This window comes from Mycobacterium sp. IDUB_39 (assembly GCF_055419205.1).
Genome location: NZ_JBVAXF010000001.1, coordinates 1163734 through 1186536, shown reverse-complemented (window position 1 = coordinate 1186536; position 22803 = coordinate 1163734). Strand labels below are relative to the sequence as shown.

Here is a 22803-nt window from a genome sequence, read left to right as displayed (position 1 = left end):
TAGTTGACACCCGTCAAGTAGAGGCGTCGTAGAGTCTGCTCATGCAGATCCGTGACACCGCCGCCGCCACCCCCGACAAGCCGGCGATCATCCTGTATCCGTCGGGGACCGTGGTGACGTTCGGTGAGCTCGAGGCCAGGGCGAACCGGCTGGCTCATTACTTCCGGGCCGCCGGTCTGGTGGAGGGTGACACCGTCGCCGTCCTGATCGAGAACAGCGAGCACTTCCATGCGGTGCTGTGGGCGGCGCGGCGCAGTGGGCTGTACTACGTGCCGATCAACACCCACCTGACGTCCGCGGAGGCCGCGTACATCGTCGACAACAGCGGCGCGAAGGCCGTCATCGGCTCCGCTGCCCTGCGCGAGACGCTAGCCGGCCTCGAGGCCGAACTGTCCAACGGGCTGCCCGCCGTCCGGCTCATCGCAGACGGCGACCTCGAGGGCTGGCAGCGCTACCCGGAATGCGTTGCCGATCAGCCCGATACCCCGATTGCCGACGAGATCGAGGGTGATCTGCTGCAGTACTCGTCGGGCACCACCGGACGGCCGAAGGGCATCAAGCGCGAGCTGCCGCACCTGCCGCCATCGGAGGTCCCGGGCCTGATGGCCATGCTGGTCCAGTTCTGGATGACTCCGGAGACCGTCTACCTCAGCCCCGCGCCGCTCTATCACACCGCGCCGTCGGTGTGGTCGATGCAGACTCAGGCCGGTGGCCACACCACGGTCATCCTGGAGAAGTTCGACGCCGAGGGCGCCCTGGACGCCATCCAGAAGTACCGCGTCACGCACGGTCAGTTCGTCCCGGTGATGTTCACCCGGATGCTGAAACTGCCGGAGGCCGTGCGGAACTCGTACGACGTCTCGAGCCTGCAACGCGTCATGCACGCCGCCGCTCCGTGCCCGGTCGAGATCAAGAAGCAGATGATCGACTGGTGGGGGCCGATCGTCGACGAGTATTACGCGTCCTCGGAGGCGCACGGGTCGACCCTGATCACCGCTGAGGACTGGCTGGCCCATCCGGGTTCGGTGGGCAAGCCGATGATGGGTGCGCTGCACATCGTCGACGAGGACGGCAACGACCTGCCGCCGGGACAGCCGGGCGAGATCTACTTCGAGGGCGGAGCGTCGTTCGAGTACCTCAACGACCCCGAGAAGACCGCGAAGTCAACTCACCCCAAGGGCTGGAAGACGGTGGGCGACATCGGATATCTCGATGAGGACGGCTACCTGTACCTCACCGATCGGCGCCACCACATGATCATCTCCGGTGGGGTGAACATCTACCCCCAGGAGGCGGAGAACCTGCTCGTCACCCACCCGAAGGTGATGGACGCGGCCGTGTTCGGCGTCCCCGACGACGAGATGGGCGAACGCGTCAAGGGCGTCGTGCAGACCGTTGACCCGGCCGACGCCACCGAGCAGTTCGCCGAGGAACTGCTGGGGTGGCTGCGGGATCGGCTGACGCACTACAAGTGTCCGCGGTCCATCTCGTTCGAGACGCAGCTGCCTCGCACCGACACCGGCAAGCTGTTCAAGCAGAGCCTCATCGAGAAGTACTCGGCACCGGTCGGCTGACCCGGTGGGCTTGCGCGTCGTCGACCTTTCGGACGAACCGTCGTTCGCCTCGTCGGACATTCTGGTCGCCACCGGTGACCTGTCGGCGCCCATCGCCGAGTACTGGTTGCGGAACGCGACTTTCACGCTGATCGAGCAGCCGTCTGAGGACCCTCGCACGGTCAGCGTGCCCTCGGTGGGTGAGGCAGTCGAGGAACTCCGGGAGCGGGTGGCGCGGTGGCCGACGGCCGCGGCGATCTGCGATGACGTCCTGCGCGCCCTCGACGAAGACGCACCCGCCTACAACGGTGTCATCACCGAGTCCCTGGCCTACTCGACCCTGCAGTCGGGGCCCGAGTTCGGCCGCTGGCTCGCCGAGCGCGGTCCGGCGCGCCCACCGGAGGAGCCCGACCCGGTACAGGCCGAGCGGGTCGGCGACGTCCTGTACGTCCGGTTCAACCGGCCCAAGCGGCACAACGCGTTCTCGACACCCGCGCGGGCCGCACTGCTGGACGCGTTGGAGATCGCGCGCGTCGACCCGAGCGTCACCGAGATGGTGCTCACCGGGAACGGGCCGTCGTTCTGCAGCGGCGGCGACCTCGCCGAGTTCGGCAGCTTCGCCGATCCCGCCGCCGCGCACCTGGCCCGCACGCGATACAGCCCGGCCCTGGTGCTCGACGAGATCACCACCAGGCTCGGCGAGCGGTGCCGCGCCGAGGTGCACGGTCAGGTGCTGGGCAGCGGCCTGGAGATGGCGGCGTTCTGCGGCCACGTGACGTGCCGGGCGGGCGCGACGCTGGGCCTGCCCGAACTCGCCCTTGGCCTGCTGCCCGGGGCCGGCGGCACCGTCAGCATCACCCGGCGTATCGGCCGTTGGCGCACGGCGTATCTGGTGCTGTCCGGCCGGTTCGTCGACCCGGCCACAGCGCTGCACTGGGGGCTCGTCGACGCCGTCACCGAGTGACTTCTAGCTGGAGCGGCGCAGCGTAACCCGGTAGGTGTACTGCTCGGGCAGGAAGTGGCTGGTGGCCAACTCGACCGGTGTCCCGGTGGCATCGGAGTACAGCCGGTCCACCCGCAGCATGGGATGGCGCAGAGCGCAGCCGACGGCGTGGGCCACCTCCTGATCGGCAGGGCCGACCGTAATTGACTGTGCCGCTTCGGCTATCGGATCGGCCAGGTGGGGTTCGATGAGTGCGATGACGGTGGTGGTGCTGACCGCCCCCTCGGCCACCTCGGGTGAGCCCAGCACGTGCCGCGCCACCGACTCCGGCAGGTATACCTGGGTCAGGACGAACGGGACGCCGTCGTGCAATCGGCGCAGGTTGACGGCGTAGACGACGTCCTCGACCAGACGCAACCGGCTGGCGGCCTCGACGTCGACGCGCCGGTGCAGACCCGAGGTCACCTCCATGGTGGTGTCCTCGGACAGGCTCATCAAGTCCTCGATGGAGCCGAGTTGGCGTAGGTAACGCCCCGGATCGTTGGCGTAGGTGCCCCGGCCGGGGACTCGGTAGACGACCCCCTCGGCGACCAGGTCCTGAAAGGCGCGTCGCACGGTCTGACGGGACAGTCCGTGGTGCGCAACGAGTTCGGACTCCGTCGGCAGCCGGGCCCCGTCCCGGTAGACGCCAGCCGCGATCTCGTCGCGGAGACGTTGTCGCAGTTCCTGATATGCCGGGGCGGGTCGCATATCGCTGACCTCAGATGCCGCCACGGGCGACGAGCTGCCCGGCGATGACATTGCGTTGGATCTCGTTGGTACCCTCGCCGACGATCATCAGCGGGGCGTCGCGGAAGTAGCGCTCCACGTCGTACTCGGTGGAGTAGCCGTAGCCGCCGTGAATGCGAACGGCGTTGAGCGCGATCTCCATTGCGGTCTCGGATGCGAACAGCTTGGCCATCCCGGCCTCCATGTCGGCACGCTCACCGCTGTCGTAGCGGTCGGCGGCGTAGAACACGAGTTGGCGGGCAGCGGTGAGCTTGGTCGCCATATCGGCCAGGTAGTGGCCGACCGCCTGGTGCTTCCAGATCGGCTGACCGAAGCTCTCACGCTGCTGGGCGTAGGCCAGTGCGTCCTCCAGCGCGGCGGTGGCCACGCCGAGTGCCCGCGACGCGACCTGGATGCGGCCGGTCTCCAGGCCCTTCATCATCTGCGCGAAGCCCCGACCCGGTTCTTCGCCGAGGATGGCCGAGGCGGGCACCCGGTAGTCGTCGAACGACAATTCGCACGACTCGACGCCCTTGTAGCCGAGCTTGGGCAGATCGCGTGAAACCGTCAGGCCGGCACCGTGTTCGGCGAGCACGATCGAGATGCCCGCATGTTTGGGCACCGCATTGGGATCGGTCTTGCACAGCAGGGCGATAAGACCGGAACGACGCGCGTTGGAGATCCAGGTCTTGGCGCCGTTGATCACCAGATCCTCGCCGTCGCGGCGGGCCGCGGTGGTCATGGCTTGCAGGTCCGAGCCGCCGCCGGGCTCGGTGAGCGCCATCGTGGCGCGCAGCTCGCCGCTGGCCATGGGCGGCAGGTAGCGCTGTTTCTGCTCGGTGGTGCCGAACAGGTCGATCAGCTTCGCGACGACGGTGTGGCCGCCCATGGCCCCGGCCAGGCTCATCCAGCCGCGCGCCAGCTCCTGCGTGACCAGCGCGTAGCAGCGGGTCGAGACCGGGGAACCGCCATAGGCCTCGGGCACGGCCAGGCCGAATATCCCGATGCGCTTCATCTGTTCTATCCACGCCTCGGGATATTCGTTGGCGTGCTCGACCTCGCGGACGGTCGGCTTCACATCCCTGTCGATGAACGCCCGGACGGTGTCCACCAGCATGGCTTCGTCTTCGCTGATGTCTGTCGTAGTCATATGTACGGCCATATTGACACATCCACATGAGTACTGCCAGCATGTGACGTTGTGACTTTGTACGGCCAAATGTCCGGCGGCCCCTTCTTTGATGACCTGGCGGTCGGTCAGATCTTCGACTGGGCACCGTCGATGACCCTGACCGCCGGCACGGCCGCGGTCCACCAGTCGATACTCGGGGATCGCATGCGATTACCCCTGGACTCGGTGCTGACCCACGAGGTGACCGGAGCGGGCACCGCACTGGCCCACCCCGCGCTGGTCGCCGATGTGGCGATCGGCCAGAGCACCCTGGCCACGCAACGTGTGAAGGCCAACCTGTTCTATCGCGGGCTGACGTTCTTCCGGTTCCCGGTCATCGGCGACACCCTGTACACGCGAACCGAGGTGGTGGGTCTCAAGCAGAACTCCGCCAAACCCGGCCGCGCGGCAACGGGTCTGGCGGCCCTGCGGATGACGACAATCGATCAGGCTGACCGGTTGGTCCTGGACTTCTACCGTTGCGCGATGCTGCCGTTGAGTCCCGAGGTGACCGAGACCAGCCACGCCGATGACCTGTCGACCATCGGATCCGACCTCGCGCCGGCCGCTGACCCCACGGCCGACTGGGACGTCGAGGCCTTCCGGCGACGCGTGCCCGGACCATATTTCGATCCAGGGATCGCGGGCACGGTGCTGCAGAGCACCGGCGATGTCGTCAGCAGCGCACCAGAACTCGCCCGGCTGAGCCTCAACATCGCCGCGACGCACCAGGATTCGCGGGTCGGCGGGCAGCGACTGGTGTACGGCGGGCACACCATCGGGTTGGCCCTGGCGCAGGTGACGAGGGCGCTGCCCAATCTCGTCACGGTGCTGGGCTGGGAGTCCTGCGATCACACCGGGCCGGTGCACGAGGGCGACACCCTCCACAGCGAGATCCACGTCGAGGCGGCGACCGCCACACCAGGCGGCGGCGGCGTCCTGTCGCTGCGTTCCGTGGTCTACGCGGTCGGTGAACAGGACCGTCAGGTGCTGGACTGGAGATTCACCGCACTGCAGTTCTAGCGCCGGGGACAATGGGCCTCATGGATGGCCCCGTGCACCCCGAGCGCAGCGCGATCGACGCGCAGGCCAGGGACTGGGGGGCCAGCGGGCTCGCGTACCTCACGGGCCCGCCAGGAGGGCCGCCGGACTTCAGCCGCGCCGGCGTCCTCGCGCACGCCAGATCCATTGCCGCTCAGTTCAGCGCCGGGACCGGGGTCGCGGTCGACGCCGCGACGCTACTGGCCGGCCGCGCCGCGCTGCTGGGTCTGACCCGCGCCGGTCAGGTGTCCGCGGGCGGCGCGACACGGCTGCTCCGCGCGGGCGGCGGGTGGTGTGCGATAACGCTGTCCCGGCCAGATGACGTCGACGCCGTGCCTGCGGTGGTGGAGGCGGACGTGGCGTCCGATGATCCCTGGCGAGCACTCGAGTCGTGGGCCGCGGGTAGGTCGCCGGTCGAGGTGGTGGAGCGTGCCCGACTGCTGGATCTTCCCGCCGCGGTCCTCGGGGAGGCGGTCCCGGCCGATCCGGTCGTGCGCCGGGTCGGACGGCTGACGGCGCCCCGCACCCCTGCCGGGCTGCTCGTCGTCGACATGTCCTCGATGTGGGCCGGGCCGTCCTGCGCGATGCTGCTCGGCCAGGCGGGCGCCACGGTGGTGAAGGTCGAGAGCCGGGCCCGGCCGGATGGCACCAGATCCGGTTCGCGCGCCTTCTTCGACTGGATGAATAGCGGAAAGCTCTGTTATGCCGCCGATTTCACCGACACGACCCGGTTGCGCGACTTGCTCGAGGTGGCTGACATCGTCATCGAGGCGTCGCGGCCCGCTGGGCTTGCGCGCCGGCGCATGGGGCCCGATGACATCGGCGCGCGTGACGGCAGGGTGTGGCTGTCGATCACGGGGTATGGCACCGACGGCGCTGACGCGAACCGGGTCGCCTTCGGCGATGACGCCGCCGTGGCAGGCGGACTGGTCGCAGGCAGTGCGCGCGATCCGGTGTTCTGCGCCGACGCCGTCGGCGATCCGCTGACCGGTCTGGACGCCGCTGTGGCGGTGGTCGATTCCCTGCGCCGCGGCGGCGGTGAGGTCATCCAGCTCGCCATGGCGGCCGTCTCCGCGCGCTACGCCGCGCTACCGACGGTGGCGGGCGAGTGGTCGGTGCCCGTCGTCCCGCCCGCAGCGCCATATCCCTCGCCACCCGTCTCTGACCTCGGCGCGGACAACTCCCACGTGGACCGACTGATCGACGAAAGAAGGCTCACTCCATGCTGATTCAGCGCGCCAAGCTCCTCGGTGGGAGCACCGTCGACATCCGGATGCAGCAGCAGATCGTCGAGGTGGCAGCGACGCTCGCCCCGACTACGGGGGAGCCGGTACTCGACGCCGCCCACCGGACCGTCATCCCGGGCCTGCACGACCACCACGTGCACCTGCATTCAGCCGCGGCTGCGTTGTCGTCGGTGCGGGTGGGTCCGCGAGAGGTGGCGGGCCATGACGATCTCGCCGCGGTGCTCGCGGGAGCCACGCTCGGCGAGGACGGCTGGATCAGGGCCATCGGCTATCACGAGGCCGTCGCCGGGCCGCTGGACCGGACGGCTCTCGACGCGGTGTCACCCGCGACGCCGGTGCGGGTGCAACACCGCAGCGGAGTGCTGTGGACCCTGAACACCGCCGGGCTCGTCCGGGTCGGACTCGCCGATCACCCCGACGGCAGGCTCAAGAGCGCCGACTCGAGTTGGTCGACTGCACTGCAACGCCGGGAGTCCGGCCTGGCCGAGGTGAGTCGACGACTCGCATCCCTCGGCGTCACCGGAGTCACCGACGCCACACCGAATCTCACGATCGACGACGTGGTGAAATTCGCCGAGGCGCACCAGCACGGTGAGCTGTTGCAACGGGTGCACTGCCTCGCCCCGGGCAAGCGCATCCTGCACGACGACGCACTGGACCTCGCCGAACTCGAGGCGTGGATCGGTGCGCGCCATGGGGCCGGGGGGCCGGTCGCCGTGCACTGCGTCACGGCCGCCCAGCTGGTGGTCACCATCGCGGCCCTGCGTTCGGTGGGCACGGTGCCGGGTGACCGCATCGAACACGCGGCCGTCGTCCCCGAGGACTGCCTGACCGACCTCGCCGAACTCGGCGTGACGGTGGTGACGCAGCCGAACTTCGTCTGCGAGAGGGGCGATCAGTACCTGGCCGACGTGGACGTCGACGAGCAGCCACACCTCTGGCGACTGGCGACGCTGCGGGCCGCCAACGTCGGCGTCGCGTTGTCGACCGATATGCCGTTCGGCGATGCCGACCCGTGGGCAGCGATGCGGGCCGCGGTGCACCGCACAACGGCGTCGGGCACCCTCCTCGGATCGGGTGAGGCCGTTGCGGCGCGCACGGCGCTGGAACTGTTCTTCGGCGAGGCCGAGCGGCCGACGCGTCAGCGCACCATCGCGCCCGGCCAGCCGGCCGACCTGTGCCTCATCGCAGCAGACGAGCCTGACCTCCTCGCCGCACTGGAGGCGGGCCAGGTCGCGGCGACGATCGTGGACGGCAAGGTGGTTTACGAGGCTGGGCGCTAGGCCTCAGCTCCGAGTTCAGGCGTCCACCGGTTCCCTCTGGGCGAGGGTCCGGCGGAGGAACTCGATCTGCGCGGCGACGAAGTCCCGCGTTACCAACGCCTTCGGCGCCAGCCCGTCGAAACCGTGGAACGCGCCGTCGATCACCTCGACGTCGCAGCCGACGCCCGCTTCGTGGAGCCGGTCGGCGTATTCGAGGTCCTCGTCGTGGAACAGATCCAGCGTGCCGACGCCGATCCATGCCGTCGGCAGGCCGCGGAGGTCGTTGCGGCGCGCCGGGACGGCGACCTCTGGGTCGGCATCACCGAGGTAGCAGCCCCAGCCGTACCTGTTCGCCGACTGAGTCCACAGCCGGTGGTGCGGATTGTCGAGGCCGGCGGCGGTGGCTGAGCGGTCGTCGAGCATCGGGTACACCAGAAGCTGTGCCGCGACGTCGATCTCGCCGCGGTCACGGGCCAGCAGTGCCAGCGCGGCCGCTAATCCGCCGCCCGCGCTCGCCCCGCCGATCGCCACACGCGTGGAGTCGATGGCTGGAAGCCCCGACAGCCAGGCCAGCGCCGAGTAGCAGTCCTCCAGCGGCGCGGGGTAGGGGTGCTCGGGGGCCAGTCGGTACTCGACCGACGCGACGGTGACGCCGAGCTCGCGCGCGAACCGGCGACAGAGGGCGTCGTCCTGGCTTGCGCTGCCGATGACGTAGCCGCCGCCGTGTATCCACACCAGCCCCGGACCCGGCGCGGTGACACCGGGTGGTCGGTGAAGTCGAACACCGGCCCCGGATGCGAGCGTCAGAACCTCGACGTCGGGACGGTGCTTGCGGCCGGGAAGCCGTGCCAGGCTGCGCAGTACCGGCAGCGAGTGCGGCGTGATGATCGTGCGTGGGATCAAACGAGCGGCGCGCCGCAGTTCGGGGTGAAAGGCGTTCACCCCGCCGACCCTACTGGCCGGACCGGTGGCTCCTGATCAGAACGGTGGGCTGGAGTCGGCCATCGCCAGCAGTGCGAGGTCCTCGTTGAGTTGGCGCTCCTGCTCGATGCGTCGCCTACGGTCCTCGGCACGGCTGCTCTGGCGACGGGGCATGGTCAGACCGGTGTTGGCGACCGTGCCCCGCGCGGCGGTAGTGGTGGCCACCGGAGCCGTGGGTGCGCACAACGATGGGAACAGCAGCCGGCTGCCGGGTCGGGTGGTGTGGGTCTGTCCGCTCGGTGCTGTCCAGATAACGGCGCCGTCGGGGTCTTGGCGGTCGCGCCAGCCGCCCTGACCGCTCCAGAATGTCTTGAGTAGATGGTGGAATCGGCACAGGCACTTGAGGTTTGACGCACACGTCGGACCGGCCGGGTGGGCGATGGTGTGGTCGAGGTCGCAGCGGTCGGAGGGGTGGTCGCAGCCGGGAAAGCGACAGGTCAGGTCGCGGCAGCGGACGAAGTCGGCCAGCTTCTGCGATGGGGTGTAGCCGGGTTCGGGCGGTGCCGCTCCCGGGTGGATGACGTGTTTGATTCTCGCGGTCAGGGCCAGTCGGCGGATTATCGGGCCGGCCAGGACGGGGCCGCCGAGCATCACCCCGGGTGCGGTGGCCGCGGGTTCGCCGGGATCGTCGTCGCGCAGGGCCTCGGCCAGGGTGAGCTCACGCACCGGCTTGTCGAAGAGTCGAGGCTGCTGTCCGTCGAGGGCGGCGTCATGGCGCGCTGCCGCCTCACTCTGCTTGGCGAGAGTGTCGTCGTGAGTGATGACGTAGACCACGGCGGAACCGCGTGCCCGGGCCGCGGAGGTGGCGTCACAGCCATCGCGATCGCCGCACATGCAGGTCAGCCGGTCCGCGCCGGTGGCCAGCGCGCCGAGGGCGTCGGCGCGACGTTGATCGATCGTGCGGGGATCACCGGTGCACACAGTGGTGGCCAGCGTGCCGAGCCGGTTGTCGAGGGCCTTGGCGTCGGGGGCGAACAGCTCGCCCCACAGTGTGGCAAGCCCGCCGGCGTCGTCAAGACCGATGTTCACCGACCGACCGCGCGCCCGGTTCTGGGTGCGCCGCACCGCGTGGGGGTCGTGGCGCTCGACGAGCACATCGATCTCTGTGATCGTCTTGTGCTCTGACATCGGTGGCCAGTCGGTGATCGCATCGGCCAGGTCCGAGTCGACGGAGACCAGCGCGTCGGGGTCCTTGATCAGCGCGGTGCGCCACACGATGGCCGACACCAGCCGGTGTGACACCAGTCCGTCGGCGAACACCGCGGCGACCTTCGGCAGGCGGTCGCGTAACGCGCTGGCGATCAGCAGCTGATGGGAGGCTGCCCCGGGGGTGATCTGTTGTGCCGCAGCGATCTCGGCGCAGACCGCACCCCAGTTGTCCAGGTACCACTGCTCGCGCTCTGCGGACCCGTCAGCGCGATAGCGCGCATCGAGAATGGCGACCATCGCCACGTACCGCCGTGCGCACGCCGCGGCCTCCACGCGCGCCCACGCCGCCACCGCAGTGCCGGCGGCAGCACTCGCGGCCAGGGTCACCAACTCATCGAACATGTGTACGAATCTATGCGAATCCGTCAACGCGCGCCACGGCCAAACTGCGATCTGTGGATGAACTCGCGACTGTGGATAACCCGGTGACCGGAACGTGAAAATGTCAGAGCCCCATGCTATTGCGCCCCAACCCGGGGCTAGTCCCGATCGCTGAGCATCGCCTCGAACGCCACCCGGTCGCCGCGGTAGAGCGAGCGCACCACCTCGATGGGTCGACCCTCGGTGTCCAGTGAACGGCGATGCAGGCGCAGCATCGGCATCGCCGTCGTCGACTCCAGCAGTGCGGCTTCGCGCGGCGTCGCCAGCACCGTCTCGATGCGCTCGACCGCGGAGCCGAACTCGACACCGGTCGCTCGGACGGCGGCGTACAGCGATGTGCAGGGGTCGAACGTCTCGGTGAAGTCGCCGAACCGATGCCGCGGCAGATATGTGCTCTCCAGCCCGATGCGCTGTTCGTCTGCCAGGAGCACGCGCTCGAGGTGCATCACGGGATCGCCCTCGCGTACCTCCAGTGCCTCCGCCAGTTCCGCGGTGGGCGTGATGTCCTCCCAGGTGACGAGGACACGGCTGGGCTGACGGCCCATCCGCAGCGCGCCCTCGGTGTAGGACCTCAGCGAAAGTGGTTGCACCAGTTTCGGAGCCGAGACGACTGTGCCGCGGCCGCGCCGCTCGATGCGTCCCGCGACGAGTAGCTCGTGCAGGGCCTGTCGGACGGTCTCGCGCGCGACGCCGAAGCGCAACGCGAGTTCGCGCTCGGGCGGAAATGAATCGCCGGCGACCAGGCCGTCGAGCACGTCGTCGAGCGCATTCCGAATGGCGTGTGGCTTGCTCATCGTTCCCCTTGTCTCGATTCACGTTGCCGCATAACGCGGTCCGCGATCGCCAGCACGTCGCCGATTGTCGCACCATGCGCCCCGGGGATCTTTGCGGCATCGTCGTAGCGCCGCAGCCGAAGCGCGTCGGGCCACCAGGGGTTCTCCAGCAGGGCGGTGTCGATGTCGGCCCCGCCCTGTGCGTGAAGCGATGCCACCGACGTCGCGGTGAGCGTTGTGCCGTAGGTGGCATCGGTGGCGACCAGGTAGCGCTTGGCGGCGACGTGCGCACCGGCCAGCCACCCGACCCGTGTCCCGAACCGCGGGGTCAGCCACTCCCGGGCGGTCGCGTCGTGCCTGGCGGTCGCCGAGGCGTCGAACAGCGGACTGTGTGCCAGGTCGTGCAGTGCGGCGGCCAGGACGAGCTCGTCGTCTGCGCCATCCTCGATGGCGCGGGCCGCCGACTGAAGCGCATGGTCGAGTTCGTCGACCGCCTCCTCATCCCAGACGCCGCGCAATGACGCTAGGAGAGTGGCGGTTTCGTCAATCACCATCATGGGCCACACAGTACCCCAATTGGTCTATACCAATTGTTAACCTGGAGTTCCCATCGTGCACACCGTGTGGACGGGTCGCCTTCGTTCTGACGTTGAAAAGTGCCACGAATGCGAGTGACAATCATCGGAGGCGGAATCCTCGGAACCGCCCACGCGCTGGAAGCCGTGCGGCGCGGTCACCACGTCACCCACCTTGAACGCGAGTTCGAGGCGCGCGGTGCGACCGTGCGCAACTTCGGGCTGGTGTGGGTCTCGGGTCGCGCGGAGGCTGAACTCGACGCGACACTGCGTTCGCGTGAACTGTGGGAGCGAATCGGCGCCGACGTCCCCGGGGTCGGGTTCCGGCCCGCCGGGTCGCTGACGCTGCTGCGCACTCCGCGCGAGGTCGCGGTCGCCGAGGAGGTCGCCGCCCGGGCCGACGCGCCCCGACGCGGATTCGAACTCCTCGAACCGGATCGCGCGCGCCAGCTCAACCCGGCCTTGCGCGGGAAGTTCCTTGCCGGACTGCACTGTTCAAGGGACGCCGCCGTGGAGTCCCGGCAGGCCCTGCCCGCGATCCGCGCTCACCTCGCGGCGACCGGCAGGTACGACTTCCGGCCGGGGACCGAGGCGCGGTCGGTCGACGGCCGATCCGTGACGGACGACCGGGGGCAGCGGCACGACGGTGATCTGGTCCTGGTGTGTCCGGGTGCGGCCCATGGCGGCCTGACCCGGGAGTTGGCCGGTGACCTCCCGGTACGCCGCGTCCGCCTGCAGATGATGCAGACCGAACCCTTCGGCGAGCCGCTGACCACCGCGATCGCCGACGGTGACAGCCTGCGCTACTACCCCGGGTTCGCGGGAACCACACTTGATGCGCTGCGGGACAACGAACCTCAGGATCCCGTGGCAAGTGAGCACCGCATGCAACTGCTGTGTGTGCAACGCCTGCACGGCGGGCTCACCATCGGTGACACCCACGAGTACGAGGAGCCGTTCGCGTTCGACGTGGCGGAACCGCCATACGCCTACCTCGTCGCGCTCGTCGAGGAGTTCCTCGGCCGCCCGCTGCCCGCCGTCCGGCACCGCTGGGCCGGTGTCTACAGCCAGTGCATCGACCCTGACCAGCTGGTGTGCCGCACCGAGGCCTCCGACGGCGTCTGGGTGATCACCGGGCCAGGCGGCCGAGGCATGACGCTCGGGCCGGTCATCGCCGAACAGACCGCCGACCTGATCAACCTGTGAGAGGAAAACCCGTGATAAACCGAGACATTCACGACATTCAACTGGCCGTCATCGATATGGCCGGTACCACCGTCGCCGACGACGGCCTGGTGGTGGCCTCCTTCGAGGCGGCGGCGACAGCGGCGGGCCTGCCCGAGACCGGACCCGAGCGCGACCGTGCGCGGCAGTACGTCATCGACACCATGGGCCAGTCGAAGATCACGGTCTTCCGTGCACTGTTCGGCGCCGAGGATCTCGCTCAGCGTGCCAATGCGGCCTTCGAGGACGCGTATGAAGCCGCGATCGACAATGGCAACGCGAGGGCCATCGACGGTGCCGCCGAGGCGATCACACGGCTACGTGACGCCGGTATCAAGGTGGCGCTCACGACCGGATTCAGCGGGACGACTCAGGAGAAGCTGCTCGCCGCGCTGGGCTGGCAGTCGCTGGCCGACATCGTGCTGGCACCCGGTGACGGCGTGCGTGGCAGGCCATATCCGGATCTGATCCTGACGGCGCTGATCCGCCTGCAGGCCGATGCGGTCACGCGTGTCGCCGCGCTCGGCGACACCAGCAGCGACGTCGACAGCGCACTACGCGCCGGCTGCGCCATTGCCGCGGGCACGCTCACCGGTGCTCACACCGAGCCCCAACTGCGCGCCGCGGGCGCCACCCATGTCGTCGGGTCCGTCACCGACTTCGCCGATCTTCTCCTCGCCAACCGCTGAATCCTCGAAAGGCACCCAGTGAAAATAATGAAGCTCAGCAAGGCCCTGGCCGCGGTCTCGGTCGCCGCCCTCGCACTGACCGCCTGTGGCGGCACGGGGTCGTCGGGTTCGGGCGACGGCGAGACCCTCACCGTCTACAGCGCCGACGGCCTGGCCACCTGGTATGACTCGCAGTTCAAGAAGTTCACCGAAGAGACCGGCATCAACGTCAACATCGTCGAGGCAGGCTCCGGTGAGGTGGTGTCGCGCGTCGAGAAAGAGCAGTCCAACCCCCAGGCCGACCTGCTTGTCACCCTGCCGCCCTTTATTCAGAGGGCCAACGAATCCGGGCTGCTGCAGGCCAGCGGTGTCGACACCAAGGGGATTGCGGCCGACCAGATCGGCCCGGACGGCAACTACGTCCCCATCGTCGACAACGCGTTGAGCTTCATCGCCAACCCAAGCGCCGACCCGCAGCCCGCCACGTGGGACGACCTGCTCAAGCCGGAGTTCAAGGGCAAGCTGCAGTACTCGACTCCCGGACAGGCCGGCGACGGCACGGCCGTGCTGGTCTTGCTTCAGCAGCTCATGGGAAGGCCTGCCGCACTGGACTATCTGGGCCGGCTGCAGACCAACAACGTCGGACCGTCCTCATCCACCGGCAAGCTGCAGCCCAAAGTGAGCAACGGTGAGCTTCTGGTCGCCAACGGCGACGTGCAGATGAACCTGGGCTCCATCAAGGACGACGGCTCCACGTTCAACATCTTCATCCCGGCCACGGCCGACGGTAAGCGAACCACGATCTCGCTGCCCTATGTGGCAGGGGTGACCAAGGGCGCACCGCACGCCGACGGGGCCAAGAAGCTGCTGGCCTTCCTGGTGTCGGAGGACGTGCAGAAGACCGTCGCCCCCGACGCGCTCGGCATCCCGGTGCTTGAGTCGCTCCTGGCGGAGTCGCAGAAGGACGCCGGCCCGAACACCCCTGCGGGGGTTATCAAGGATGTCGATGTCTGGGTGCCGGACTGGAACGCAGTGTTGGCCGACCTCGACGCCGATCTCGCTGCCTACCAGAAGGTCACCGGTAGCTGACGATGACCGAGATCGGGCTTGGCCGGACCGATACGGCGAGCGGACAACGCGCGCAACACCAGCACGCCGAGACGCAGGCCCCTGCAATCACGTTCGATCGCGTCGGGGTGACCTACGGCCGGGGCAAGAGGGCGACCAGTGCGCTGATCGACTTCGACCTGCGCGTCGCGGCCGGTGAGACGGTCGCACTGCTGGGGCCCAGCGGGTCAGGCAAGTCGACCGCACTCAACGCGCTCGCCGGCTTCGTGCGCCCGACATCCGGTTCGGTCCGACTGTCCGGCCGTGACGTCACCAACCTGCCACCCGCCAGCCGCGGCATTGGGGTGGTACTGCAGTCCTACGCGTTGTTCCCGCACATGCGGGTCGCCGATAACGTCGCCTTCGGGTTGAAGGCCCACCGCGTGCGCCGTGCGGAGGTGGCGGCGCGCGTCGCCGAGGCGCTCGACATGGTCGGCATGAGTTCCTACGGAAAACGGCTTCCGCGTGAGCTTTCCGGCGGTCAGCAACAGCGGATCGCGATCGCTCGCGCGTTGGCGATCCGGCCCAGGGTGCTTCTGCTCGACGAACCGCTGGCGGCCCTCGACGCCCAGTTGCGGCAGTCGATGCTCGCCGAGCTGCAGCGGCTCAAGGAGGCGCTGCCCGACACCGCGATGCTGTACGTCACGCACGATCAGTGCGAGGCGCTCGCATTGGCCGACCGGATCGTCGTGATGAACAACGCGCGGTTGATGGACGTGGACACCGCGGAGAACCTGTGGAAGCGGCCGCCAACGAGTTTCACGGCCGCCTTCCTCGGCGGTGCCAACCTGATTCCGTGCACGGTCGGCCGCGTGATCGGCACCTCGGCGCTGGTGACGTTCGCGCACAAGACCGTCAACGCCGTGGCGCCCCAGCCAGCGGTCGGCCGCTTCGACTGGGCGCCGGAGTCGAAGGCGCTCTTGTGTATTCGTCCGCATGCGATAAGGGTCGTGTCGCTCGGCGACCGCGACGCGCTGCGGGCGACGGTCAAGGCCGCGGTGTGGCGTGGCGCGACTACGCGTCTGGTGTTGTCGGTGAGCGGTCTCGCTGATCAGCTGATCGACGTCGACGTACCCGGGAGCGTCGGCCCGGGCACCCAATTCGAGCTCGGCAGTGAGGTCGGAGTGCGGTTCCCCGAGCCCGCAGGCGTCCTGGTGCAGGCCGCGTCGTGACCGCGACACTGGAACAGCCCGCGGCGACGGCGCCGCAGACCCCGTCCCCGCCACGGTCGTTCGCCGCGTTGTGGGTGGTGCCACCGTTGTTGATCGTGGTCGTGGCGGTGGTGTACCCGCTGATCCGGGTGAGCCTGGAATCGCTGTCGTCCAGCAGTGTGGGCGGCGGGGCATCGACGTGGGCCGGCGTCCTGACCTCCGAGGTGTTCCGCGACGCCCTGTGGCGCACAGTCTCGATCGCGGTGGCGTCGACGCTGGGATGCCTGATCCTGGGCACATTTCTGGCGATCGTGCTGGCGTTCGTGCCCTTTCCCGGCTCGAATGTCATCGGCCGCCTGATCGACACCGTGCTGGCACTGCCATCATTTCTCATCACGCTCGCCTTCACGTTTCTCTACGGCACCGCGGGTGCGGTCAACGCGGTGCTCACCGGGCTCACCGGCGCGAGTTCACCCGTGCTGAACTTCCTCTACACGCCGGCCGGGGTCATCGCCGCCGAGATCACCTTCTTCACGCCGTTCGTGATCCGTCCGCTTCTGGCCTCGTTCTCGATGCTGCCGCGCGCCCAACTCGACGTGGCGGCCAGCCTCGGCGCCTCACCGTGGCGGGTGCTGCGATCGGTGATCATGCCGGAGGCGTGGCCCGCGCTGATGGCCGGCGGCAGCTTGGTTCTTCTGTTGACGCTCAACGAGTTCGGCATCGTTCTGTTCACCGGGGCCAAGGGCGTGATCACGTTGCCGGTACTGATCTACACCCGCGGCATCGTCACGTTCGACCTGCCGGGCGCCGCCGTGATCGCCACGGTGCAGATCGCACTGTCCCTTTCGCTCTACATCATCTACCGCGTCATCTTCGCCCGCGTCGTGACGGGCCGAGGCAACGACACGAGAGGGGACACGACACATGCTGCTGTGGACTCCGCGAAGTAGGGCCATCCTGATCGGCGTCTTCGTCATCGTCGTCCTGGTGGTCTTCATCGCTCCGCTGGTCACCGTGGTGCTCGCCGGACTGGCGGGGTCGTGGACCGGCGCGCTGCCGTCGAACCTCGGATTCACACATGTCGGTGATGCGCTGTCGGGGGAGCACCTGGCCAGCCTCTCGGTGAGCCTGCAGACCGCCTTCGTCTCCGGCGGTGCCGCCCTGGTCCTTGGCACATGGGCGGCGCTGGCAGCGCGAGAGGCGCCAATGTGGTTGCGCCGCGTCACCGACGCCGCGTTCCACCTCCCCATTGCGGTGCCGTCGGTGGCCATCGGCCTCGGTCTGCTCATTGCGTTCAATGAGCGGCCCCTGCTGCTCGGTGGTACGCGGTGGATCGTCATCCTGGCGCACGCCGTGTTGGTGCTGGCGTTCGCCTTCAGCGCAGTGTCCGCCGCGCTCGATCGGCTCGACCCGTCCTACCGGCAGGCCGCGGAATCTCTTGGTGCCGGGCCGTTCCGGGTGTTGGTGCGCGTCACCCTGCCGCTGCTGATGCCCGCACTCGGGGCGGCCGCGGGTCTCGCCGTCGCCCTGTCGATGGGAGAACTCGGCGCGACCGTGATGGTCTACCCGGCGACGTGGAAGACGTTGCCGGTCAGCATCTTCGCGTTGACGGACCGCGGCCAGGCCTTCCAGGCCGCGGCGTGCACGACGGTGCTGCTGGTGGTCACGTTGCTCGCACTGGTGCTGCTTGGTCGCATCCGGGGACGCGCCGCGCTGCGCTGAGTCGCTACGGCACGGGCGCCGGCGCAGGGCCTGGGGGCGGTGCTTGAACAGGAGCAGGCGGCGGCGCAGGTGCGGGGAAGGGCAGTGTGATCGGCGCCAGCCCGGGAACCTGAACCACGTTGGGCGGGGGCACTTCCGGTGCGAGCGCCTCGCCGGGGGCCGGGCCCGGCGGTGGACCGAGGGTGGGGCTCTGCGATGTCGATGGCGCTGTGGGCGGCTCCGTGGGCGGCTCCGTGGGGGGCGCCGAGGTCGTAGGTGCGGGTGCCGTGGTGGTGGCCGAGGGCACCGGGACCAGGGGCTCCTGATACACCGGTGGCGGCTGCGTCGGAGCCGGTTCAGAGGTCGGAGCCGGTTGAGGGGCGGGCGTGGCCAACGGCGCTGGCGCGTGGATATCGCTCTGCTGGGGTGCCAGGCTGCCGACCAACGGCCGCCACGCCTCACCCGGCTGCGGGGCGACGCGACAGGCGACCTGTCGGCTTCCGGCGGCCCAACTGGTCCGCGCGATGGGGCTGAACTCGAGTGCCAGATGCGATTTCGCGAGCCCTCCCGGTGCCAGATAGGCGTCCGCCAGCCGGGTGCACTCCGCGCGCACGAAGACGTCCTGGTCGATCTCCGTCGGCGTGCCGACCGGGAAGCGCTCGGCCAGGCTTACCGTGCCCGTGACCTGGGCTCCGTGCGGCTGGGCGCAGTCCACCGGCAGGTCGGTCGAGCGCCGTGCGGCCTCGTCGGCCCCGAGACAGGTACCCGTCGGCCACACCTTCGACTGGTCGAGATCGGCGACGGCCCCCTTGAACAGAACGGGTTTCCCGCCGACTCCGAGCAACTGCAGTCCGCACAACAGCCGGCGGTCGGCCGGCTGCGCGCCCGCGTCGCCCGCCCACAGGACAGTGATGGTGAATCTGCTGTCGGGGTCATACCGAGACCCCAGATACTCCTGCACGGCCTGCTGACACGGTTCGGCGAAGTTGTCCATCACCACCGACTTCGCCACCTCGAACACGTGGTCGCCGCTGCACTGCACAAAGGACGGTTTGTCGGGCTCATCGAGCGGCCAACTCAGGCATGCACCCCGTTCGGCGTTACTGAACACCGTGCTCGCGCGGCTGTCCCTGGCCAACGTCTCCCGTGGCGTCGGCGAGGACAGAGTCAGATCGAGCACGGCCGCAATCAGTAGGCACACCAACACCAGACCCAGCGTGGCGCGCTTGTTCGCCTGGGCGCTTCGCTGCTCGCCGTCCGAACCCAAACACTCCGAACGTTTACGCGCGATGGCTGCCAGTGCCGCGTCGAGGTCTGACTCCGCCACCGGCTACGCCCGCACCATGAGTGCGCCCGATGGCTCGGCCGGACGGCAGGGGCGGTTGGAAGGCACGGCCTCAGAGCCTGGCACAGCTCGCCGCGGCGCGCTATCCGAGGACGCCGCATCGTTTGCAGGTTGGCGCGTATTCGTTACTTGAGCAGGGGGTCCCTGGGGAGACCGAGGATGCGTTCGGCGATGGTGTTGCGCGTGATCTCCGATGTGCCGCCCGCAATGGTCATGGCCCGGTTCCCGAAGTAGCCCATGGTCAGTGACGGTGTCATCCCCACCACCGCGGCGACGCCCGCAAGGTCCATGCCGAGTTCGGTCTGCCGCTGGCACTGCTCGGCAAGCAGCAACTTGGTGACGTTGCCCTCCGGGCCGGGTTCGGCACCCGCGATGGCCCTGGTGACCCGCCGTAGATTGAGCAGGCGCAGAGTGTGGCCCTCCGCCAGCACCTCGCCCGCCCGGAGGACATGTGCGGCCGCGATCTCGGGTGCCACCGAGTCCAACAGCTTGATCAGGTCGTCGGCGTTGAATCCGGTGGGTGCCGACGAGCCGCCGCCAATCGAGATCCGCTCGTTGCCCAGCGTGGCGCGAGCGACCAGCCAACCCCGGTTCACGTCACCGACCACATCACCGTCGGGAACGAACACGTCGTCGAGGAAGACCTCGTTGAAGTGTGCGTGACCCGTCATGCCGCGCAACGGGTTCACCGTCACGCCCGGTGCACTCATGTCGATAGCCATCATCGTGACACCGGCGTGCTTGGACGCCTCGAAGTCGGTGCGCACCGTCGCCAGCCCCCACTGGCACTGCTGGGCCAGGCTCGTCCACACCTTCTGGCCGGTCACGCGCCAGCCGCCCTCGACGCGCTTCGCCGCGGTGCGGACGGCCGCCGCGTCCGAGCCCGCACCGGGTTCGGAGAACAGCTGGCACCACATGACCTTGCCGCGCAGCACAGGTTCGACCCAGCGTTCGCGCTGATCGTCGTTGCCTGCCTGCGCGATTGTCAGCGTCACCCAGCCCGTGATCCCCATATCGGCGCGCTCGATGTCGCTGAACTCCTCCTCGATCACCAGCTGTTCAAGGACGTCGGCCGCGCGGCCCCATGGCTTAGGCCAGTGTGGGACCAGGTATCCGGAGTCCACCAGGTAGTCACGCCGCTGATCGGCGGGCAATGCGCGCACGGCCGCGACGGCCTCACGGGCTGCTGCGCGGTGCACCTCGGCCTCGGCGGGCAACGCGAACGAGGCGCCGTGGGCCTGACCGCTGCGCTGCCCGGCGACGACGTCGAGGAGTGGGTCAGCACCGTCGCCGATGAGGGCGGCTAGTGTGCGGGCTCGGCGCAGATACATGTGCGCGTCGTGCTCCCAGGTGAAGCCGATACCGCCGTGCAGCTGAATGTTGCACTGCGCGTTGAGGATCTGCGTTCGGATGGCGTGTGACGCGGCGACTGCGCCGGCGAACCAGGCGCCGTCGAGGTCCTCGGACCTGGCGGCGTCCCACGTCGCCGCAGTGGTCTGCTCGGCGTTGACGAGCATGTTGGCGGCGTGGTGCTTGACCGCCTGGAAGGTTCCGATGGTGCGGCCGAACTGCTCGCGGACCTTGGCGTACTCGACTGCCATCTCCAAGGTGGCCCAACTGATTCCGACTGCCTCGGCGGACGCCAGAATGCGGAACACGGTGCGTGCGTTGCGCGCGGCGCCCCGCAGAATCCGAGACTCGTCCACGGCGACGCCGCGCAGCGCCACCGAACCGATGCTGCGGGTGGTGTCCAGCGGCGTCGATGCGGTGACCGTCACGCCGTCGGCATCGGCGTCCACGACCACGACGTCATCACCGGTGAGGATCGCAAGCAGTCCGGCGTCCGGCGCGCCCAGCACGGCAGGACACTCGCCCGAGACCAGGCGGTCCGAGTCCACCACGACGGTCCCGGAGAGCCCGAGCGCGCCCACGGTGGTGCCGGCGGCCAGGCCCGGAAGCAGTTCGGCGCGAAGCGGGTCGGACCCGCACCGGTCGATGACCACCGCCGCGGCCACCGATGGCAGGAACGGGCCCGGGGACAGTTCGCGGCCCTGGGCCTCCAGCACCACGGCCAGTTCTGCCAGGCTGAAGCCGGACCCGCCGACGTCCTCCGCGATCGCCAGGCCGTGCCAGCCGAGATCGGCCGCCGCCGACCAGAGGTTCGCCGGATGGCTCGGCCCGCCGTCGAGCGTGGCGCGGGCTGCGGCGCGGCTGCCCAGCCTGCTGAGCTGGCCAGATACGGATTCGGCGAGGTCGCGGTGTTCTTCGGTGATGGCTAGCGCTGAGGTGCTCACGGCTTGACCTAACCACCCGAAAGCGCAGACGGATCATGTGATCCGGGTCACAAGGGCGGCGGCTTCGAATTGCCGGTAGACAGCTTCTCGGAGTTGTCGTTTACCGGCGAGTAGCCGGGGTACGCTCGCGCCATGACGGCACGACCGGACACCCGGTACCCCGGACCGAGTTGGACAACGCGCGCCCGCTGGCTGATGACCGCGGGCCCCTCCGACTATCTGTTGGCCATGAGTGTGGGTGCCGCGTCGCTGCCTGTGGTCGGTAAGCACCTCGAGCCGCTCGGCGGCATGACAGCGATGAGCATCTGGGGCGTGCGACACGTGCCGGACTTCGTTGCGGCCGCGGCGAAGTCGTGGTGCACGCCGGGTATCGGTGAGGTTCGCAAGCAGGAGCGCGATATGGCCAATTCGGTCGCGCAGACCGCGTTGCGCGGCGTCGTCTCCTCCGACTCGCTCGACGGCGAATGGCCTGCCCCCGACAAGACGCCGCCGGTGTGGAAGGCGTTGGAGCACCGCCGCAACGTGTACCGGACCTCGGTGCGCTACGGGGACAGCCCGTCGCAGCTGCTGGACGTCTGGCGCAGCGAGGAGCTGCCCACCCATCCCGCCCCCGTCATGCTGTTCGTTCCCGGCGGTGCCTGGGTGCATGGCAGCAGGATCCTGCAGGGCTACGCGCTGATGTCGCATCTCGCCGAGATGGGCTGGGTGTGCCTGTCCATCGACTACCGTGTCGCGCCGAACAACCCCTGGCCCCAACACATCACCGACGTCAAGACCGCCATCGCCTGGGCTCGCGCCAACGTCGACAAGTTCGGTGGTGACCGCGACTTCGTGACGATCGCGGGGACGTCGGCCGGTGGCCACCTGGCCGCGCTGGCCGGCCTGACGGCCAATGATCCCGAGATGCAGACTGAGCTGCCCGAGGGTTCGGACACGTCGGTGGACGCGGTGATCGGCATCTACGGTCGTTACGACTGGGAGGACCGCTCCACGGTCGAGCGGAGCCGCTTCGTCGACTTCCTCGAGCGCGTCGTCGTGAAGCGCAAGATCGACAGGCATCCCGAGATCTTCCGGAAGGCCTCGCCCATCGCGCGGGTGCGCCCCGATGCCCCGCCGTTCCTCGTGGTGCACGGCTCAGGTGACACCGTCATCCCGGTGGAGCAGGCCCGCGACTTCGTCGAGAGGTTGCGCCGCGTGTCGCGTGCCGTCGTCAGCTACGTCGAACTGCCCGGCGCAGGCCACGGCTTCGACATGACCGACGGCGCCCGCACGGGGCCGATGGCCACAGCAATCGGCTTGTTCCTCAACCAGGTTCACCGAAACCAGACTGTATTAGGATCCAAGAAAGTCATATAGCTCACGCATGGTCAATGTCCCCTCGCGCAAGCTCTCGTAGGTGGAGGTAACGA

Annotated in this window: 20 protein-coding genes; 12 read left to right on the top strand and 8 right to left on the bottom strand. The window is 68.8% G+C overall.

The window, feature by feature from the left end; translation table 11 throughout:
* Positions 1–41: 41 nt before the first annotated feature.
* On the top strand, positions 42–1574 hold the full coding sequence (gene fadD4 / locus ACZY0X_RS05500) for a fatty-acid--CoA ligase FadD4 (RefSeq protein WP_463768577.1): 1533 nt from the start codon (positions 42–44) through the stop codon (positions 1572–1574).
* Between the two features lie 58 nt (positions 1575–1632).
* Positions 1633–2517, top strand: coding sequence for an enoyl-CoA hydratase/isomerase family protein (locus ACZY0X_RS05495; RefSeq protein ID WP_463768788.1), 885 nt, complete (start codon positions 1633–1635; stop codon positions 2515–2517).
* A gap of 3 nt (positions 2518–2520) precedes the next feature.
* Here ACZY0X_RS05495 and ACZY0X_RS05490 read toward each other — a convergent pair whose 3' ends face one another.
* Both ACZY0X_RS05490 and ACZY0X_RS05485 read right to left on the bottom strand, forming a co-directional pair.
* Complete coding sequence (locus ACZY0X_RS05490; RefSeq protein ID WP_463768787.1) at positions 2521–3246, bottom strand: GntR family transcriptional regulator; 726 nt, start codon at positions 3244–3246, stop codon at positions 2521–2523.
* 10 nt (positions 3247–3256) lie between these two features.
* A complete protein-coding gene (locus tag ACZY0X_RS05485; RefSeq protein WP_463768576.1) occupies positions 3257–4414 on the bottom strand; it encodes an acyl-CoA dehydrogenase family protein in 1158 nt (385 codons plus the stop codon).
* Positions 4415–4483: 69 nt separating this feature from the next.
* Between ACZY0X_RS05485 and ACZY0X_RS05480 the strand changes: the two genes are divergently transcribed.
* Genes ACZY0X_RS05480 through ACZY0X_RS05470 form a run of 3 tightly spaced genes read left to right on the top strand, consistent with a single transcriptional unit; the run spans position 4484 to position 8006 of the window.
* Complete coding sequence (locus ACZY0X_RS05480; protein WP_463768786.1) at positions 4484–5458, top strand: MaoC family dehydratase; 975 nt, start codon at positions 4484–4486, stop codon at positions 5456–5458.
* Positions 5459–5478: 20 nt separating this feature from the next.
* Positions 5479–6705 carry a CoA transferase gene (locus ACZY0X_RS05475; protein ID WP_463768575.1) on the top strand — a complete coding sequence of 409 codons (1227 nt, stop codon included), beginning with the start codon at positions 5479–5481 and terminating at the stop codon, positions 6703–6705.
* Entirely contained in the window at positions 6699–8006 is a 1308-nt protein-coding gene (locus ACZY0X_RS05470; RefSeq protein WP_463768574.1) for an amidohydrolase family protein, read from the top strand. The genes ACZY0X_RS05475 and ACZY0X_RS05470 overlap by 7 nt, the downstream gene beginning before the upstream one ends.
* A 15-nt stretch (positions 8007–8021) precedes the next feature.
* On the opposite strand, the gene ACZY0X_RS05465 is transcribed toward ACZY0X_RS05470, so the two are convergent.
* The 4 genes from ACZY0X_RS05465 to ACZY0X_RS05450 form a co-directional block, all read right to left on the bottom strand.
* Positions 8022–8927, bottom strand: a complete 906-nt coding sequence (locus ACZY0X_RS05465) for an alpha/beta hydrolase (RefSeq protein WP_463768573.1) — start codon at positions 8925–8927, stop codon at positions 8022–8024.
* Between the two features lie 36 nt (positions 8928–8963).
* Positions 8964–10517 (bottom strand): HNH endonuclease signature motif containing protein, encoded by a 1554-nt coding sequence (locus ACZY0X_RS05460; protein WP_463768572.1) that lies wholly within the window; start codon positions 10515–10517, stop codon positions 8964–8966.
* 137 nt (positions 10518–10654) lie between these two features.
* A complete protein-coding gene (locus ACZY0X_RS05455; RefSeq protein ID WP_463768571.1) occupies positions 10655–11350 on the bottom strand; it encodes a GntR family transcriptional regulator in 696 nt (231 codons plus the stop codon).
* Positions 11347–11886 (bottom strand): HD family phosphohydrolase, encoded by a 540-nt coding sequence (locus tag ACZY0X_RS05450; RefSeq protein ID WP_463768570.1) that lies wholly within the window; start codon positions 11884–11886, stop codon positions 11347–11349. The genes ACZY0X_RS05455 and ACZY0X_RS05450 overlap by 4 nt, the downstream gene beginning before the upstream one ends.
* A 108-nt stretch (positions 11887–11994) precedes the next feature.
* On the opposite strand from ACZY0X_RS05450, the gene ACZY0X_RS05445 reads away from it, so the two are divergent.
* The 6 genes from ACZY0X_RS05445 to ACZY0X_RS05420 are packed head-to-tail and all read left to right on the top strand — an operon-like array spanning position 11995 to position 17776.
* Complete coding sequence (locus ACZY0X_RS05445; RefSeq protein WP_463768569.1) at positions 11995–13110, top strand: TIGR03364 family FAD-dependent oxidoreductase; 1116 nt, start codon at positions 11995–11997, stop codon at positions 13108–13110.
* 26 nt (positions 13111–13136) lie between these two features.
* Positions 13137–13817, top strand: a complete 681-nt coding sequence (locus ACZY0X_RS05440; RefSeq protein ID WP_463768785.1) for a phosphonatase-like hydrolase — start codon at positions 13137–13139, stop codon at positions 13815–13817.
* 27 nt (positions 13818–13844) lie between these two features.
* On the top strand, positions 13845–14885 hold the full coding sequence (locus tag ACZY0X_RS05435; RefSeq protein WP_463768568.1) for a 2-aminoethylphosphonate ABC transporter substrate-binding protein: 1041 nt from the start codon (positions 13845–13847) through the stop codon (positions 14883–14885).
* Between the two features lie 2 nt (positions 14886–14887).
* The gene (locus ACZY0X_RS05430; protein WP_463768567.1) at positions 14888–16075 is read left to right on the top strand and encodes an ABC transporter ATP-binding protein; all 1188 of its coding nucleotides are present in this window, start codon (positions 14888–14890) and stop codon (positions 16073–16075) included.
* Positions 16072–17004, top strand: coding sequence for a 2-aminoethylphosphonate ABC transporter permease subunit (locus ACZY0X_RS05425; RefSeq protein ID WP_463768566.1), 933 nt, complete (start codon positions 16072–16074; stop codon positions 17002–17004). The genes ACZY0X_RS05430 and ACZY0X_RS05425 overlap by 4 nt, the downstream gene beginning before the upstream one ends.
* Complete coding sequence (locus tag ACZY0X_RS05420; RefSeq protein ID WP_463768565.1) at positions 16979–17776, top strand: ABC transporter permease; 798 nt, start codon at positions 16979–16981, stop codon at positions 17774–17776. The genes ACZY0X_RS05425 and ACZY0X_RS05420 overlap by 26 nt, the downstream gene beginning before the upstream one ends.
* Positions 17777–17780: 4 nt before the next feature.
* Here ACZY0X_RS05420 and ACZY0X_RS05415 read toward each other — a convergent pair whose 3' ends face one another.
* Both ACZY0X_RS05415 and ACZY0X_RS05410 read right to left on the bottom strand, forming a co-directional pair.
* Complete coding sequence (locus ACZY0X_RS05415; protein WP_463768564.1) at positions 17781–19082, bottom strand: septum formation family protein; 1302 nt, start codon at positions 19080–19082, stop codon at positions 17781–17783.
* Positions 19083–19225: 143 nt separating this feature from the next.
* Positions 19226–21394: an acyl-CoA dehydrogenase gene (locus tag ACZY0X_RS05410; protein ID WP_463768563.1), complete on the bottom strand. Its 2169-nt coding sequence runs from the start codon at positions 21392–21394 to the stop codon at positions 19226–19228.
* Positions 21395–21526: 132 nt separating this feature from the next.
* On the opposite strand from ACZY0X_RS05410, the gene ACZY0X_RS05405 reads away from it, so the two are divergent.
* Positions 21527–22750, top strand: a complete 1224-nt coding sequence (locus ACZY0X_RS05405; RefSeq protein ID WP_463768562.1) for an alpha/beta fold hydrolase — start codon at positions 21527–21529, stop codon at positions 22748–22750.
* The last annotated feature ends 53 nt before the right edge of the window (positions 22751–22803 follow it).

Bases quoted from the DNA above. Each gene is read 5' to 3' on its own strand.
- ACZY0X_RS05460 (WP_463768572.1), bottom strand. From the start codon at position 10,517: ATGTTCGATGAGTTGGTGACCCTGGCCGCGAGTGCTGCCGCCGGCACT.
- ACZY0X_RS05485 (WP_463768576.1), bottom strand. From the start codon at position 4,414: ATGACTACGACAGACATCAGCGAAGACGAAGCCATGCTGGTGGACACC.
- ACZY0X_RS05445 (WP_463768569.1), top strand. From the start codon at position 11,995: ATGCGAGTGACAATCATCGGAGGCGGAATCCTCGGAACCGCCCACGCG.
- ACZY0X_RS05455 (WP_463768571.1), bottom strand. From the start codon at position 11,350: ATGAGCAAGCCACACGCCATTCGGAATGCGCTCGACGACGTGCTCGAC.
- ACZY0X_RS05470 (WP_463768574.1), top strand. From the start codon at position 6,699: ATGCTGATTCAGCGCGCCAAGCTCCTCGGTGGGAGCACCGTCGACATC.
- ACZY0X_RS05430 (WP_463768567.1), top strand. From the start codon at position 14,888: ATGACCGAGATCGGGCTTGGCCGGACCGATACGGCGAGCGGACAACGC.
- ACZY0X_RS05490 (WP_463768787.1), bottom strand. From the start codon at position 3,246: ATGCGACCCGCCCCGGCATATCAGGAACTGCGACAACGTCTCCGCGAC.
- ACZY0X_RS05435 (WP_463768568.1), top strand. From the start codon at position 13,845: ATGAAGCTCAGCAAGGCCCTGGCCGCGGTCTCGGTCGCCGCCCTCGCA.
- ACZY0X_RS05450 (WP_463768570.1), bottom strand. From the start codon at position 11,886: ATGATGGTGATTGACGAAACCGCCACTCTCCTAGCGTCATTGCGCGGC.
- ACZY0X_RS05405 (WP_463768562.1), top strand. From the start codon at position 21,527: ATGACGGCACGACCGGACACCCGGTACCCCGGACCGAGTTGGACAACG.
- ACZY0X_RS05475 (WP_463768575.1), top strand. From the start codon at position 5,479: ATGGATGGCCCCGTGCACCCCGAGCGCAGCGCGATCGACGCGCAGGCC.
- ACZY0X_RS05480 (WP_463768786.1), top strand. From the start codon at position 4,484: ATGTCCGGCGGCCCCTTCTTTGATGACCTGGCGGTCGGTCAGATCTTC.
- fadD4 (WP_463768577.1), top strand. From the start codon at position 42: ATGCAGATCCGTGACACCGCCGCCGCCACCCCCGACAAGCCGGCGATC.
- ACZY0X_RS05420 (WP_463768565.1), top strand. From the start codon at position 16,979: ATGCTGCTGTGGACTCCGCGAAGTAGGGCCATCCTGATCGGCGTCTTC.